Source organism: Kitasatospora sp. NPDC051984 (assembly GCF_044593455.1).
GTDB lineage: Bacteria > Actinomycetota > Actinomycetes > Streptomycetales > Streptomycetaceae > Kitasatospora.
The window spans coordinates 56,406-71,008 of the sequence record NZ_JBIUCB010000017.1 but is presented as its reverse complement, the minus strand read 5'-3'; the positions used below and the strand labels follow the sequence as shown (position 1 = coordinate 71,008).

The following is a 14,603-nucleotide window of genomic DNA, read 5'->3' as shown; positions in this document are numbered from 1 at the left end:
GGCGTCTGTTGAGCTGAATGGATGAACACATGAGTGACCTGCTGGAACGTCTGCGTGACCGCGGCTGGCGGCTGACCTCCCAGCGCCGGGTGGTGGCCGAAGTCCTCGACGGTGACCACGTCCATCTGACGGCGGACGAGGTCCACGCGCGCGCCGCCGAACGCCTCCCCGAGATCTCCCGCGCCACCGTGTACAACACCCTCGGCGAACTCGTCACCCTCGGTGAGATCCTCGAAGTCGCCACCGACGGCCGGGCCAAGCGCTACGACCCCAACGCGCACCGGCCGCACCAGCACCTGGTCTGCTTCGTCTGCGGCACCATCCGCGACGTCCACCCCACCGGCGACCCGCTGGCCTCCCTTCCCGCCGCCGAACGCTTCGGCTTCACCATCACCGCCGCCGAGGTCACCTACCGCGGACTCTGCGCCGACTGCGCCCGCGCCGCCGCCTGACGCCCACCCCCGGGCCCACCCCCGGGCCCACCCGACCGGCGGCCCGACCCCGCCGCGCCGAGCACCGCGATCACCACACCCGCCGCCACCAGCAGCCACCACACCCCGCGCGCCGCCGAGGTGAACGCCGCACCGCCCGCCGCCACCCCACCGGCCAGCACCGTGCCCGCCACCGCCACGCCCACCGCCGAACCCGTCTGCCGGGCCGCCGAAGCCAACGCCGATGCCAGCGCCGCCATCGACACCGGCAGCCCCGCCACCGCCGTCGTGGTGACCGGCGGATTCACCGTCCCCTGGAACACCCCCACCAGCGCGAAAGGCGCCAACAGCGCCGGCACCGGCGTTCCCGGGCCCACCAGCAGCAACAGGCCGCCCGCCGAGGCCAGCGCCACCCCCGACACCACCAGCGGCAGCCGCGTCCCCCGCCGCCCCACCACCCGGCCCGTCCACGGCGACAGCAGCACGATCAGCACCCCCACCGGCGCCACGCACAACCCCGCCCGCAGCGCCGACATCCCGCGCACCCCCTGCAGATAGAGCGTCACCGCGAACAGGAACGCCCCGAACGCGCACAGCGCCGCGAACGCCATCACCAGCGCCGACACCACCGGGACGCTGCGCAGCAGACCCACCTCCAGCAACGGATCCGCCCGCCGCCGCTCCCACCACCCCAGTACCGGCACCGCCACCGCCGCCACCGCCAGCGGCCCCCACACCACCGGCGCCGACCAGCCCTCCCGGCCCGCCCCGATCAGCCCGAACACCAGCCCGCCCAGCAGCACCACCACCAGCGACTGGCCCACCGGATCGAACCGCCGCACCCGCGCCGCCCGGGACTCCGGCACCCAGCGCGCCGCCCCCGCCAGGCCCGCCGCCACCACCGGCAGGTTCACCCAGAACACCGCCCGCCAGCCCAGCGCGTCCACCAGCGCCCCGCCCAGCACCGGCCCCAGCGCCAGCGACAGCCCCGACACCGACCCGAACACCCCGACCGCCCGGGCCCGCTCCTCCCGCCCCGGAAAGGTCGTCGCCACGATCGCCATCGCCACCGGGTTCAGCATCGTCCCGCCCGCCGCCTGCACCGCTCGCGCCCCCACCAGCGCCCCCGGCCCCGGCGCCAGCGCACACAGCGCCGACCCCAGCCCGAACAGCGCCAGCCCCACCATGAACACCCGCCGCCGCCCCCACCGGTCCGCCGCCGCCCCCGCCGGCAGCAGAAACGCCGCCAGCACCAGCGTGTACGCGTCCACCGTCCACTGCAGCGCCGCCACCGACGCCCCCAACTCCCTTCGGACGGACGGCAATGCGACGTTCACCACGGTGATGTCCAGCACCACCATCACCATGCTCACGCAGCACACCGCGAGCACCAACCGCTTCCGCCGGTCGCCGAGTTCGGACATCTGACACCCCTCCACCCCTGCCCGGAGCGGCAATTGACGCCCCGTCCGGTCCTCGGAGCCGACGCTACGATTTCGAGCGTGCTCGAAATCAATCCCCAACCCGCGCTCCCCGCCCAGGGGTTGACCATCGCCGAGGCCGCCGCGCGGACCGGCGTCAGCGTCCACACCCTGCGCTACTACGAACGCGCCGGCCTGGTCGTCACCCCCATCGACCGCACCCCCGGCGGCCGCCGCCGCTACCACCGCCGCGACCTCGAATGGATCGACCTCTGCACCCGCCTGCGCGCCACCGGCATGCCGATCCGCACCATCCGCCACTACGCCGAACTCGTCACCGCAGGCCCCGGCAACGAACCCGACCGCCTCGCCCTCCTCGAAGCCCACCGCACCGAGGTGGCTGCCCGGTTGACCGAACTCCAGTCCCACCTCACCCGCAGGGACCACAAGGTCGACACCTACCGATCCCGCCTCACCACCGGCCACGCCACCGGCCTCTGGGCCCCCGGCGAACCGTCCGCGTGAAGACCACATTCCGGTGAAGGCCACGGTCGGTCACGCGGCGGGGCCGTGCGATTCACGTACAGGGCCGGGAAAAGCAGAAAGACCCCAGATCAACTGGGGCCTTTCCGTTGGTGTCCGAGGGGGGACTTGAACCCCCACGCCCGATAAAGGGCACTAGCACCTCAAGCTAGCGCGTCTGCCATTCCGCCACCCGGACTAGGTGTCTTGCCGCCTTCAGGCTTCCTTTCGGCTGCCCCCTGGCGACAAAGAGAACATTACCAGGCTTCCGGAGTGCTTCTCACCTGCGTTTTCGTGCTGCGGGCCGGGATCGGTGGGCAATTCGGGCGGAAGGGGGGCAAGGCGGGCGGAGATCGGGGTGAAACAGCTGGTGGAGGGGGTTCGGGCGGGTGTTCTGGCGGCAGACCCGGCGGTGCGGGCGAGCAGGACGGGGCAGGTCGCGTGCCGAATCGGTCGGGAAGCTTCACGACACGCGTCAATCCGGTCCCGGTGCGACCCCCGACCACCCGCTCTCCTAGCCTCGGGTGACCAGGAGCCCCGCGCGGAACGCCCGATGTCCCGACAGCTGCCGCCGGCTCCCGTCACCGCGTGAAGGGCGGCGTGCAGTGGAAGAGACGCAGAAGGCGGTCGCGACCCGACGGCCCGGCCGGAAGCCCGGGCCGGGTCAGGGCGTGTGGCGGTTCGCCGCGGCCCCGCACGAGTCCTCGGTGCCGCGCACCAGACACGCGGTGCGGGACAGGCTGCTGGCGCAGGGCATGGCGGGGGAGCGCTACCAGGAGCTGGTGGACGATCTGCTGCTGATCGTCTCGGAGCTGGTGTCGAACGCCGTCACGCACGCCGCGGCGCTTTCCCCGGAGGTGCACTGCGAACTGGTGATCGGCCCGGACCGGGTGCGGATCTCGGTGGTCGACGGCCACCCGTACCGCCCGAGGGCGCAGGAGAACGACCCGGCCCGCCCGGGCGGTCGCGGGCTGCTGCTGGTCAAGAGCGTCACGCTGCAGGCGGGCGGCGAGTGCGACGTGGAGCGCACGGCGGACGGCGGCAAGGTGATCTGGGCCGACCTGCCACTGCCCGCACCGGGGCCCGCCGGGACGGGGGACGGCCCCGACGGGGACCCGGACTACTGAGGTGTCACCAGTCGTTGCCGGCGATCTCCCGGATCCCGGGCAGCGCGGCCTCGAAGACCGTCTCGAACCACACCGAGAACGGCTTCTCGGCCCGCAGCGCGCGCAGCTCGGCGGCGGTGACGAAGCGGGTGTCCTCGACCTCGTCCGGGTTGGGGTCCGCCTCGGCGGTGATCAGGCCGACGAACAGGTGGTTCCACTCCCGCTCGATCAGCCCGGTGGTCTCGTCCGGCAGGTCGTAGCGGACGGTGCCGGCCTCGCAGAGCAGCGCGGGGGCCGCGCCCAGTTCCTCGGTGGTGCGGCGGGCGGCCGCCACGAACGGCTGCTCGCCGGGGTAGGGGTGGCCGCAACAGGTGTTCGACCAGACACCCGGCGAGTGGTACTTGCTCAGCGCCCGACGCTGCAGCAGCATCCGGCCCTGCCGGTCGAACAGGAACACCGAGAAGGCGCGGTGGAGTCGGCCAGGCTGCTGGTGGGCCCAGTGCTTCTCGCCGGTCCCGATGGTCACGCCGTGGTCGTCGACCAGCTCCAGCATGATCTCGCCGGGTGCGGCCGGGGACTGGGCGGCGACCTCGGGGGAGAGGTCGTCGGTCGGGCTGACAGCAGGGCTCATGGGCACAATGCCCCTTTCGGCACGTGGACCGGGGGCGGCCTCCGGGCCGCCCACCCCGGTCCTTGAGGTCGGCTGCGCGCACGGCGGGACCGGATCGGACCGGCCCGGTCCGCCGACGGCGTCGGGGCCCAAGTCTGCCGCATGGCCAGGCGGGCCCGAGGCCGCGACGCACACCGCCGGGACGGTGGATCGGATGTTCGGCAGAACTGTTCGATCCGCGACAGCGGACCTTCGCCGAAGGTTCACGTCGTACCCTCAGCTGATCACCTGACCTGCCCGGGCCGCGTTCTGGCAGGTGGTCGGGGTCGCCTACCATCAGGTACACCGGGCGGTCCGCAAGGCGCGCCCGTACGGCGCGCCGCAGCCGCGGCCGCGCCCCGGCGCCCATGACCCGCACCGGTGCGCCGGACGGCACCCGAGACCCTGGAGTCCCGCATGATCGGCCTCGTCCTGGCCGCCGGCGCAGGCCGCCGGCTTCGTCCGTACACCGACACCCTGCCCAAGGCGCTGGTGCCGGTCGACGGGGAGCGGACGGTGCTCGACCTGACCCTGGGGAACTTCGCCGAGGTCGGCCTGCGGGAGGCCGCGATCGTCGTGGGCTACCGCAAGGAGGCGGTCCACGACCGCAAGCAGGCGCTGGAGCAGAAGTACGGCGTGAAGCTCACCCTGGTCGAGAACGACAAGGCCGAGGAGTGGAACAACGCCTACTCCCTGTGGTGCGCCCGCGACCTGTTCGGTGAGGGCCTGCTGCTCGCCAACGGCGACACCGTCCACCCGGCGTCGGTGCAGCGCACCATGCTGGACGGCAACGACCGGCGGATCAAGGAGGGCAAGGCCCCCGGCATCCTGCTGGCGCTGGACACCGTGAAGAAGCTCGCCGACGAGGAGATGAAGGTCGTCGTCGACCCGGAGCTCGGGGTGCGCCGGATCACCAAGCTGATGGACCCGCTGGACGCCACCGGCGAGTACATCGGCGTCACCGTGATCAACCCGTCCGCCGGCCCGGCCCTGGCCGACGCCCTCAAGGCGGTCTTCGAGCGCGACCCGCAGCTGTACTACGAGGACGGCTACCAGGAGATGGTCGACCGCGGTCTGATCATCGACGTGCAGCCGATCGGCGAGGTCTCCTGGGTCGAGGTCGACAACCACGACGACCTGGCCAAGGCTCGGGAGATCGCGTGCCGGTACTGACCCGACTGGTGCCCTCGCCGGTGTTCGTCGAGGTGCGGGCCGGCGCACTGGACGCGCTCGGCGGCATCCTCGCCGACCAGCGGCTGTCCTCGTCCGGCCGGATCGCGGTGGCGATCAGCGGCGGCTCGGGAGCGGTGCTGCGCGAACGCCTGGAGCCGGCGCTGCCCGGCGCCGACTGGTACCAGGTCGACGACGGCACCCTGGACAGCGCGGTCCGGCTGACCGACGAGATCCGCCGCGGCCACTACGACGCCCTGGTGGGCCTCGGCGGCGGCAAGATCATCGACGTGGCCAAGTACGCCGCGGCCCGGGTCGGCCTGCCGGTGGTCGCGGTCGCCACCAACCTCGCCCACGACGGCATCTGCTCCCCGGTCTCCACCCTCGACAACGACGCCGGCCGCGGCTCCTACGGAGTGCCCGGCCCGATCGGCATCGTGGTCGACCTCGACGTCATCTCCAAGGCGCCGAAGCGGTTCGTGGCCGCCGGGATCGGCGACGCGGTCTCCAACATCTCCGCCTGCGCGGACTGGGAGCTCTCGCACACCGTCACCGGCGAGCCGGTCGACGGCCTGGCCGTGGCGATGGCCCGGGCGGCCGGCGAGAACCTGCTGCGGCACCCGGGCACCCTGGAGGACCCGGACCTGCTGACCACGCTCGCGGAAGCACTGGTACTGTCCGGCATCGCGATGAACATCGCCGGCAGCACCCGGCCCAGCTCTGGTGCCTGCCACGAGATCTCGCACGCCCTGGACGTGCTCCACCCCAAGCGGTCCGCCCAGCACGGCGAGCAGGTCGGCCTCGGCGCGGCCTTCGCCTGCTTCCTGCGGGGCGAGCAGGACCTGTCCGGACTGATCGTGGAACGCCTGCGTTTCCACGGCCTGCCGGTGACGGCCGATCAGCTCGGCTTCACCGAGGCGGAGTTCACCGAAGCGGTGCACTACGCTCCGAACACCAGACCGGGGCGCTTCACCATCCTCGAACACCTCGACCTCTCCGCCACAGACATCAGGGACGCGTACGCCGACTATGTCCAAGCCGTCAACAGCTGAACGCCCGCCGGTTGACCTCACCCGCCGCCCGTCGATCGAGGAGCTCCGGGCGGTCATCCACCCCGAGGGCATGCTCCAGCGACGCAGCGCCGAGCACTGGGCCGGCCGCCTCTACATGCGGAAGATCTCGCTGCGGATCACCCGCATCCTGTCGACCGTCACCGCCATCACGCCCAACGGCCTGACCTACCTGATGATGCTCACCGGCATCCTGGCCGGCATAGCGCTGGTGGTCCCGGGCCTGGGCGGCGCGATCCTCGGCGCCCTGCTGATCCAGATCTACCTGCTGCTGGACTGCGTGGACGGCGAGGTCGCCCGCTGGCGCCGCCAGACCTCGCTCACCGGCGTCTACCTCGACCGGGTCGGCCACTACATGTCCGAGGCGGCGCTGCTCACCGGCCTCGGCCTGCGCGCCACCGACCTGCTGCACCGCGAGGGCTCGCACGCCGCCTGGCAGTGGGCCTTCCTCGGCACGCTGGCCGCGCTCGGCGCGATCCTGATCAAGTCCGAGACCGACCTGGTCGACGTCGCCCGGGCCCGCTCCGGCCTGACCGCCGTCCTGGACGAGGCCTCGGTGCCGCGTTCGAACGCCGTCGCCAAGGCCCGCCGGGCCGCCTCGCTGCTGAAGTTCCACCGCCTGGTCGGCGCCGTCGAGGCCTCGCTGTTCATCCTGGCCGCCGGCATCGCCGACCAGGTCCACGGCGGCCTGTACTTCACCCGCCTCGCCGTGGTGGTGCTGGCCGCCATCGCGATGCTGCAGACCGTCCTGCACCTGCTGTCCATCGTGCTCTCCAGCAGGCTCCGATGAGCGACGACTTCCGCCTCGGCGCGGTCATCATCACCATGGGCAACCGGCCCGCCGAACTGAACGCGCTGATCGAGTCGGTGCGCGCCCAGCAGGGCCCGCCGGTCGAACTCGCCGTGGTCGGCAACGGCGCCCCGCTGCCCCCGCTGCCGGCGGACGTCCGCACCGTCGAACTGCCCGAGAACCTGGGTATCCCCGGCGGCCGCAACGTCGGCATCGAGCTGTTCGGCCCGGACGGCCGGGACGTCGACGCGGTGCTGTTCCTGGACGACGACGGCTCGCTGCCGAAGACCGACTCCGCCGAGCTGCTCCGGAAGGCGTTCACCGCCGACCCGTCGCTGGGCATCGTCTCGTTCCGGATCGCCGACCCGGAGACCGGTACCACCCAGCGCCGGCACGTGCCCCGGCTGCGCGCCAGCGACCCGCTGCGCGCCTCCCGGGTCACCACCTTCCTCGGCGGCGCCAGCGCGGTGCGCAGCGCGGTCTTCCCGCAGGCCGGGCAGCTGCCCGCGGAGTTCTTCTACGCCCACGAGGAGACCGACCTGGCCTGGCGGGCGCTGGACGCCGGCTGGTCGATCGACTACCTCCCGGACGTGGTGCTCCACCACCCGGCGACCTCCCCGGCCCGGCACGCGGCGTACTTCCATAACGTGGCCCGCAACCGGGTGTGGCTGGCCCGACGGAACCTTCCGGCCCCCTTGGTGCCTCTCTATCTGGGGACCTGGTTCCTGCTGACGGTCGCCCGGCGGCCCTCCGGCTCGGCGCTCAAGGCGTGGCTCGGCGGGTTCCGGGCAGGCTGGAGCGAGCCCTGCGGCCCGCGTCGGCCGATGAAGTGGTCCACCGTCTGGCGCTTGACCAGGCTCGGCAGACCGCCAATCATCTGATCGCAACCGGTCGGCATTACCCCCGCCGCCCGCACGCAAACCTGAGCTCCTCGTGGTACGCCCCGGTTCCGCGCCCCGTCCCCCCGGGGCCGCGGAATTTCGACCCCCTGAAGGACGAATGTGTCGACACTGAGTGACCCGGTCAACCTCTCCGCACCGAGGGGCACCGACGCGGGTCTGACCCCGAAGCAACTGGCGGACAAGTACGGGCTGTCCGTCAGCGGCAAGCGGCCGAGTCTGCCGAAGTACATCGGCCAGCTGTGGGCCCGGCGCGCCTTCATCAGCTCGTTCGCGACCGCCCGCCTGGTCGCGCAGTACACCACCGCGAAGCTCGGCCAGCTCTGGCAGGTGCTCACCCCGCTGCTCAACTGCGCGGTGTTCTACCTGGTCTTCGGTGTGATCATGCAGAGCCGGGACGGCGTCCCGGTCTACATCGCCTGGCTGTGCGTCGGCGTCTTCGTGTTCCAGTTCTCGCAGAGCGCGATCCAGGCCGGCACCCGCTCGATCTCCGACAACCTCGGCCTGATCCGGGCACTGCACTTCCCGCGCGCCTCGCTGCCGATCGCGTTCACCGTGATCCAGCTCCAGCAGCTGCTGATCTCGATGGTGGTGCTGGTCGCCATCGTGCTGGCCAACGGCATCCGTCCGGCCATGACCTGGCTGCTGATCATCCCGGCGCTGGTGCTGCAGTCGCTGTTCAACACCGGCCTGGCCATGGTGATGGCCCGGATCGGCGCCAAGACCTCGGACATCTCGCAGCTGATGCCCTTCCTGCTGCGCACCTGGATGTACGTCTCCGGCGTGATGTACAGCGTCTCCGGCTACATCAAGAGCTGGCCGACGATCTGGCAGACGGTCTACTCCTGGAACCCGGCGACGGTCTACATGGACCTGATGCGCTACGCGTTCATGCCGGACAGCTTCGACAAGAGCAAGTACCCGGGCGGCTACGACGCGGCGGGCCACAAGCTCCCCGAGGCGCTGAACCTCCCGCACCACATCTGGATCATGGCCGGCACCTGGGCGGTCGTCGCCTTCGTCATCGGCTTCGTGTTCTTCTGGAAGTCCGAGGAGGAGTACGGCCGTGGCTGACGCAGCGATCGACACCCTGAAGGAGACCACCGCGGTGGACAACCAGGCCCGGGTCCCCACCGTCGTGGTGGACGACGTGCACATCATCTACAAGGTGCACGGTGCGGGCGCCGGCAAGGGCAGCGCCACCTCGGCGCTGAGCCGGATGATCACCCGCAAGAAGTCGCCCGCGATCCGCGAGGTGCACGCGGTCCGCGGCATCAGCTTCACCGCGTACAAGGGCGAGGCCGTCGGCCTGATCGGCTCGAACGGCTCCGGCAAGTCGACCATGCTGGCGGCCATCGCCGGCCTGCTGCCGACCGCGAAGGGCGCCATCTACACCAACGGCCAGCCCTCGCTGCTGGGCGTGAACGCGGCGCTGATGAACGACCTGACCGGCGAGCGCAACGTGGTGCTGGGCTGCCTGGCGATGGGCATGTCCCCGGCCCAGGTGCGCGAGCGCTACCAGAGCATCGTGGAGTTCTCGGGCATCAACGAGAAGGGCGACTTCATCTCGCTCCCGATGCGCACCTACTCCTCCGGCATGGGCGCCCGCCTGCGGTTCTCCATCGCCGCGGCGAAGACCCATGACGTGCTGCTGATCGACGAGGCCCTCGCCACCGGCGACCAGGGCTTCCAGCAGCGCTCCAAGGCCCGGATCAACGAGCTGCGCAAGGAGGCCGGCACGGTCTTCCTGGTCAGCCACGACAACAACGCGATCCGCGAGACCTGTGAGCGCACCATCTGGATCGAGCACGGCGAGCTGATCATGGACGGGCACACCGACGAGGTGGTCCGGCGGTACGAGAAGGGCGAGCGCCCCTGACGGGGCGCGGCCGACGGTCGCAGGGCCGGTGCGCGGGGAGCTCTCCCCGGCACCGGCCCTGCGCCGTGCGGCGGGTGAAGGCGTGGAGACGGAAGCGTGTCCGAGGCGCGATGGCGGCCGGGACCGGTGTAGAACGGGGGAGTGACGGCAGTGTCGGCTTCAACCAAATCTGATAACCAGACAGCGGCGGTGACGCTGGACAAGGCGGACCTGGAGAACTTCCCGGTCGCGCCCGCCTTCCTGCCCGCCGCCTGGCGCGGCGACCTGATGGCGGTCTACGGCTTCGCCCGGCTGATCGACGACGCCGGCGACGGCGACCTCGCCGACCCGGTCTCCGTCGCCCACCTGCTGGACGTCCCCGGCGCGCCGGAGGACGAAGGCTTCCGGCTGGCCCTGCTGGACGGCCTGGAGCGGGACCTCGACCGGGCCTTCGCCACCGCCCTCGGCGACGACCGCGCGCAGGGCGGCACCGTGCTCGGCACCGCCGCCGGCGAGCCCCGGCACCCGCTGGTCCGCCGTCTGGTCCCGCTGATCGAACAGCACGCCGTCACCCCCGAGCCGTTCCGCCGGCTGATCGAGGCCAACCGGGTCGACCAGACCGTCACCCGCTACCCGACCTACGACGACCTGCGGCACTACTGCACGCTCTCCGCCGACCCGGTCGGCCGCCTGGTGCTCGCGCTGGCCGGCCGCGCCACCCCCGAGCGGATCGAACTCTCCGACGCGATCTGCACCGCGCTGCAGATCGTCGAACACCTGCAGGACGTCGCCGAGGACCTCGACCGCGGCCGGATCTACCTCCCGCAGGAGGACCTCGCCACCTTCGGCGTCACCGAACAGGACCTCGCCGCCCCCGCCGCCTCGCGCGAGGTGCGGCAGCTGATCGCCTGGGAGGCGAGCCGGGCCCGGACCCTGCTCGATCGCGGCGCGCCGCTGGTAGGTACGGTTCACGGGAGGCTTCGACTGCTGCTGGCGGGATTCACCGCCGGCGGGTACGCGGCCCTGGACGCCATCGCGGCGGCCGGGTACGACGTGCTCGCGCACCGGGCGAAGCCGGACAAGCGCCGCCTGGCCGGCCGGGCGGCGGCACTTTTCGCGAAGGGAAGGTGAGCGCCCGCGTGGGGGCATCACCACTGGCGTCCGCGCCGGTCATGGCGGCCTACCGGTACTGCGAGGCGGTCACCGCCCTGCAGGCCCGCAACTTCAGCTACGGCATCCGGCTGCTGCCCGAGGCCAAGCGGCTGGCGATGTCCGCGCTGTACGCGCTGGCCCGCCGGGTCGACGACATCGGCGACGGCGAACTGCCCGCCGAGCAGAAGACCGAGGCGCTGGCCCGCACCCGCGTCCTGCTGGACGAGATCCGGGCGGGCGCGGTCGGCGAGGACGACACCGACCCGATCAAGGTCGCGCTGGCCGACGCCGCCCGCCGCTTCCCGATCCCGCTCGGCGGTTTCGACGAGCTGATCGACGGCGTCGAGATGGACCTCAAGGGCGTCGAGTACGAGACGTTCGACGAGCTCAAGGTGTACTGCCGCTGCGTGGCCGGCTCGATCGGCCGGCTCTCGCTCGGCGTGTACGGCTGCGAGGACTGGGAGCGCGGCGCCGCCTACGCCGACACCCTGGGGCTGGCGCTGCAAATCACCAACATCCTGCGCGACCTGCGCGAGGACGCCCTGAACGGCCGCACCTACCTGCCCGCCGAGGACCTCGCCCGGTTCGGCTGCCAGCAGGGCTTCGCCCTCCCGAAGCTCCCGCTCGGCGCCGACTTCACCGGCCTGGTCGCCTTCGAGGCCGACCGCGCCCAGCAGGCCTTCACCGAGGGCCTGCAACTGCTGCCGATGCTCGACCGCCGCAGCCGCGCCGCCACCGCCGCGATGGCCGGCATCTACCACCGCCTGCTCGGCCGGATCGCCGCCGACCCGCACTCGGTGCTCCGCGGCCGGGTCTCGCTGCCCGGCTGGGAGAAGGCGTACGTGGCACTGTCCGGGCTCGCCGGAGGGCGTTCTTGATTCTCACGCCAGTTATGTCACGCTGTGTCAACAGGGAGTCACGACGCATGCGCACGTTGTTGTGCCCTCAGTCCACTGCCGCCAGGGAGGACCGATGAGCACGCCGACGCCGCAGCGGCAGCGCACCGCCGTGGTGATCGGCGGCGGCCTGGCCGGCATCACCGCCGCACTCCGGCTGGCCGAGGCCGGTGTGCGCACCACCCTGGTCGAGGCCCGTCCCCGGCTCGGTGGCCTGGCCTTCTCCTTCAAGCGCGGCGACCTGACGGTCGACAACGGACAGCACGTCTACCTGCGCTGCTGCACCGCCTACCGCGGCCTGATCGACCGCCTCGGTGCGAACGCCCTGGTCGACCTCCAGGACCGGCTGGACGTCCCGGTGCTCGGCCTGGCCGCCGACGGGACCCGCAGCCTCGGCCGGCTGCGCCGCGCCGCCCTGCCCGTCCCGCTGCACCTGGCCGGCAGCCTCGCCACCTACCGTCACCTGAGCCCGGCCGACCGGCTGCGGGTGGTGCGCGGCGCGCTCGCCCTCAAGGGCCTCGACCAGGACGACCCGGCGCTCGACGAGATCTCCTTCGGCGAGTGGCTGCGCCGCCACGGCCAGACCCCGGCCGCCATCGAAGCGGTCTGGGACCTGGTGGGTGTCGCCACCCTGAACGCCACCGCCGACCGCACCTCGATGGCGCTGGCCGCCAAGGTGTTCCAGACCGGCCTGCTGTCCGACCCGGGCGCCGCCGACATCGGCATCGCCCGCGTCCCGCTCGGCGAGATCCACCACGACCGGGCCCGCGCCGAACTCGAACGCGCGGGCGTCCGGGTGCTGCTGCGCACCAAGGCCGCGGAACTCAAGGCCGCCGAGCCGAACGCCGTCCGGCTGGAGAGCGGCGAACTGCTCACCGCCGACACCGTGGTGCTGGCCGGCGCCCAGGACACCGCGGCGGCGCTGCTGCCGCCGGGCGCGATCCCCGGGCAGGAGCGGCTCGCCGAGTTCGGCACCGCGCCGATCCTCAACGTGCACGTGATCTACGACCGGCCGCTGATCCGCCGTCCGTTCTTCGCCGCGATCGGCTCCCCGGTGCAGTTCGTCTTCGACCGCACCCCGCACTCCGGCCTGGACGTCCCCGGCGCCCAGTACCTGGCGGTGTCGCAGTCCGCCGCCGAGGACGAGATCGACCTGCCGGTCGCCGAGCTGCGCGAGCGCTACCTGCCCGAGCTGGCCCGGCTGCTGCCCGCCGCCCGCGACGCGCGGGTGCTGGACTTCTTCGTCACCCGGGAGCGCACCGCCACCTTCGACCCGGCGCCCGGCACCGCCCGGCTGCGCCCCGGCGCGCGCACCGACCTGCCGGGCATCCTGCTGGCCGGCTCCTGGACGGCCACCGGCTGGCCCGCGACCATGGAGGGCGCGGTGCGCAGCGGGCACGCCGCGGCCGACGCCGCGCTGGCCGGCACCGGCCGGCTCCCGGTCGATCGCGCGGACGGGCGGTGGCCCCGATGACGGCGACCCGGCAGTCCCCGACCACCGACATCGCACCCGGCCGGCCGCCGTTCGCGGCCGGTCAGACGTACCGAGAGGGAACGCACGTGGAGGCACGCACCGGCTCGACGGTCGGGGACACCCTGACGGTCCTGGACCTGCTGGCGCGCGGGCGCACGCTCTGCACGCCGCCGATGCGCGAGGCCGTCGCCCGTCTGGCCGCGCCGATGGACACCGTCGCGGCGTACCACTTCGGCTGGATCGACCGCGACGGCAAGCCCGCCGCGGGCGACGGCGGCAAGGCGGTGCGCCCGGCGCTGGCGCTGCTGTCGGCCGAGGCGGTCGGCGCGGACGCGCAGGTGGGCGTACCGGGCGGCGTGTCGGTCGAGCTGGTGCACAATTTCTCCCTTCTTCATGATGATCTGATGGACGGTGACGAGACGCGTCGGCACCGGGCCACCGCCTGGACGGTGTTCGGCCCGGCGCAGGCCGTGCTGGTCGGCGACGCGCTGTCCACTCTCGGCACCGAGGTCCTGCTGGACGCCGCGGTGACCGGCGGGGCCACCCCGACCGACGCCGCCCGCGCGGTCCGTCTGATCACCACCGCGACCCGGCGGCTGATCGACGGTCAGGCGCTGGACGTCTCGTTCGAACAGCGGGACGTGGTGACGGTCGAGGAGTGCCTGACCATGGAGGGCGGCAAGACCGGCGCCCTGCTGGCGGCCTCCGCGGCGATCGGCGCGGTACTGGCCGGCGCCGACGACCGGATCTCCGACGCGCTCCAGCGGTACGGCTACCACCTGGGTCTGGCGTTCCAGGCGGTGGACGACCTGCTGGGCATCTGGGGTGCCACCGAAGTGACGGGCAAGCCGCACTGGAGCGACCTCCAGTCGCGCAAGAAGTCGCTGCCGGTGTGCGCCGCGCTGGCCGAGGGGGGCGCCGCCTCCCGCGAGCTGGCCGCACAGCTGGCCGACCCGACCGGCCGCGGCGAGGAGAGCGAGCAGCAGCTCGCCGCCCGCGCCGCGCTGATCGAGCAGGCCGGCGGCCGGGCCTGGACGCAGGAAGAGGCCCGCCGCCAGTACGACACCGCCCTCGCCGCGCTCGGCGAGGTGCCCATGGCCGACGAGGTGCGCGAGCACTTCGTCGCACTCGCCGAATTCGTGGTGGTCAGAGAGAGGTGACGTAA

Annotated in this window: 15 protein-coding genes and 1 tRNA gene; 13 read left to right on the top strand and 3 right to left on the bottom strand. The window is 72.5% G+C overall.

From position 1 onward, the window contains the following. The first annotated feature begins 29 nt into the window (after positions 1 to 29). On the top strand, positions 30 to 452 hold the full coding sequence (locus ACIHEI_RS27555) for a Fur family transcriptional regulator (RefSeq protein WP_387645194.1): 423 nt from the start codon (positions 30 to 32) through the stop codon (positions 450 to 452). Here ACIHEI_RS27555 and ACIHEI_RS27550 read toward each other — a convergent pair. Continuing rightward, entirely contained in the window at positions 410 to 1,855 is a 1,446-nt protein-coding gene (locus tag ACIHEI_RS27550; RefSeq protein ID WP_396608489.1) for an MFS transporter, read from the bottom strand. The two genes, ACIHEI_RS27555 and ACIHEI_RS27550, sit on opposite strands and share 43 nt — an antisense overlap. A 78-nt stretch (positions 1,856 to 1,933) precedes the next feature. Between ACIHEI_RS27550 and ACIHEI_RS27545 the strand changes: the two genes are divergently transcribed. Continuing rightward, entirely contained in the window at positions 1,934 to 2,377 is a 444-nt protein-coding gene (locus tag ACIHEI_RS27545) for a MerR family transcriptional regulator (protein WP_396608488.1), read from the top strand. Positions 2,378 to 2,485: 108 nt separating this feature from the next. Here ACIHEI_RS27545 and ACIHEI_RS27540 read toward each other — a convergent pair. Then, positions 2,486 to 2,573 (bottom strand) — tRNA-Leu (locus tag ACIHEI_RS27540). 406 nt (positions 2,574 to 2,979) lie between these two features. Between ACIHEI_RS27540 and ACIHEI_RS27535 the strand changes: the two genes are divergently transcribed. Continuing rightward, positions 2,980 to 3,501, top strand: coding sequence for an ATP-binding protein (locus tag ACIHEI_RS27535; protein WP_387645185.1), 522 nt, complete (start codon positions 2,980 to 2,982; stop codon positions 3,499 to 3,501). Between the two features lie 4 nt (positions 3,502 to 3,505). Here the strand turns inward: ACIHEI_RS27535 and idi are convergent, their stop codons facing one another. After that, positions 3,506 to 4,117 (bottom strand): isopentenyl-diphosphate Delta-isomerase, encoded by a 612-nt coding sequence (gene idi / locus ACIHEI_RS27530; protein WP_392948057.1) that lies wholly within the window; start codon positions 4,115 to 4,117, stop codon positions 3,506 to 3,508. A gap of 429 nt (positions 4,118 to 4,546) precedes the next feature. Here idi and ACIHEI_RS27525 point away from each other — a divergent pair, with 429 nt between their 5' ends. From ACIHEI_RS27525 to ACIHEI_RS27480, 10 genes are all read left to right on the top strand, one after another. Beyond that, the gene (locus tag ACIHEI_RS27525; protein WP_392948054.1) at positions 4,547 to 5,302 is read left to right on the top strand and encodes a sugar phosphate nucleotidyltransferase; all 756 of its coding nucleotides are present in this window, start codon (positions 4,547 to 4,549) and stop codon (positions 5,300 to 5,302) included. Beyond that, positions 5,290 to 6,351 (top strand): iron-containing alcohol dehydrogenase family protein, encoded by a 1,062-nt coding sequence (locus tag ACIHEI_RS27520; protein WP_387645177.1) that lies wholly within the window; start codon positions 5,290 to 5,292, stop codon positions 6,349 to 6,351. The genes ACIHEI_RS27525 and ACIHEI_RS27520 overlap by 13 nt, the downstream gene beginning before the upstream one ends. Then, positions 6,329 to 7,159, top strand: coding sequence for a CDP-alcohol phosphatidyltransferase family protein (locus tag ACIHEI_RS27515; RefSeq protein WP_396608487.1), 831 nt, complete (start codon positions 6,329 to 6,331; stop codon positions 7,157 to 7,159). The genes ACIHEI_RS27520 and ACIHEI_RS27515 overlap by 23 nt, the downstream gene beginning before the upstream one ends. Continuing rightward, positions 7,156 to 8,040, top strand: coding sequence for a glycosyltransferase family 2 protein (locus tag ACIHEI_RS27510; RefSeq protein WP_396608486.1), 885 nt, complete (start codon positions 7,156 to 7,158; stop codon positions 8,038 to 8,040). Before ACIHEI_RS27515 ends, ACIHEI_RS27510 begins: the two co-directional genes overlap by 4 nt. 120 nt (positions 8,041 to 8,160) lie before the next feature. Further along, entirely contained in the window at positions 8,161 to 9,132 is a 972-nt protein-coding gene (locus ACIHEI_RS27505) for an ABC transporter permease (RefSeq protein WP_387868199.1), read from the top strand. Continuing rightward, a complete protein-coding gene (locus ACIHEI_RS27500; RefSeq protein ID WP_392948047.1) occupies positions 9,125 to 9,937 on the top strand; it encodes an ABC transporter ATP-binding protein in 813 nt (270 codons plus the stop codon). The genes ACIHEI_RS27505 and ACIHEI_RS27500 overlap by 8 nt, the downstream gene beginning before the upstream one ends. Positions 9,938 to 10,126: 189 nt before the next feature. After that, positions 10,127 to 11,047, top strand: a complete 921-nt coding sequence (gene hpnC, locus ACIHEI_RS27495) for a squalene synthase HpnC (protein ID WP_392948045.1) — start codon at positions 10,127 to 10,129, stop codon at positions 11,045 to 11,047. A gap of 41 nt (positions 11,048 to 11,088) precedes the next feature. Beyond that, positions 11,089 to 11,946, top strand: coding sequence for a presqualene diphosphate synthase HpnD (hpnD, locus tag ACIHEI_RS27490; RefSeq protein WP_387645953.1), 858 nt, complete (start codon positions 11,089 to 11,091; stop codon positions 11,944 to 11,946). 94 nt (positions 11,947 to 12,040) lie between these two features. Then, on the top strand, positions 12,041 to 13,438 hold the full coding sequence (gene hpnE, locus ACIHEI_RS27485; RefSeq protein WP_396608485.1) for a hydroxysqualene dehydroxylase HpnE: 1,398 nt from the start codon (positions 12,041 to 12,043) through the stop codon (positions 13,436 to 13,438). An 86-nt stretch (positions 13,439 to 13,524) separates the two neighbouring features. Beyond that, positions 13,525 to 14,598 (top strand): polyprenyl synthetase family protein, encoded by a 1,074-nt coding sequence (locus ACIHEI_RS27480; RefSeq protein WP_396608484.1) that lies wholly within the window; start codon positions 13,525 to 13,527, stop codon positions 14,596 to 14,598. Positions 14,599 to 14,603: the final 5 nt, after the last annotated feature.

Bases quoted from the DNA above. Each gene is read 5' to 3' on its own strand.
- hpnD (WP_387645953.1), top strand. From the start codon at position 11,089: ATGGCGGCCTACCGGTACTGCGAGGCGGTCACCGCCCTGCAGGCCCGC.
- ACIHEI_RS27515 (WP_396608487.1), top strand. From the start codon at position 6,329: ATGTCCAAGCCGTCAACAGCTGAACGCCCGCCGGTTGACCTCACCCGC.
- ACIHEI_RS27550 (WP_396608489.1), bottom strand. From the start codon at position 1,855: ATGTCCGAACTCGGCGACCGGCGGAAGCGGTTGGTGCTCGCGGTGTGC.
- ACIHEI_RS27525 (WP_392948054.1), top strand. From the start codon at position 4,547: ATGATCGGCCTCGTCCTGGCCGCCGGCGCAGGCCGCCGGCTTCGTCCG.
- ACIHEI_RS27510 (WP_396608486.1), top strand. From the start codon at position 7,156: ATGAGCGACGACTTCCGCCTCGGCGCGGTCATCATCACCATGGGCAAC.
- ACIHEI_RS27555 (WP_387645194.1), top strand. From the start codon at position 30: ATGAGTGACCTGCTGGAACGTCTGCGTGACCGCGGCTGGCGGCTGACC.
- hpnE (WP_396608485.1), top strand. From the start codon at position 12,041: ATGAGCACGCCGACGCCGCAGCGGCAGCGCACCGCCGTGGTGATCGGC.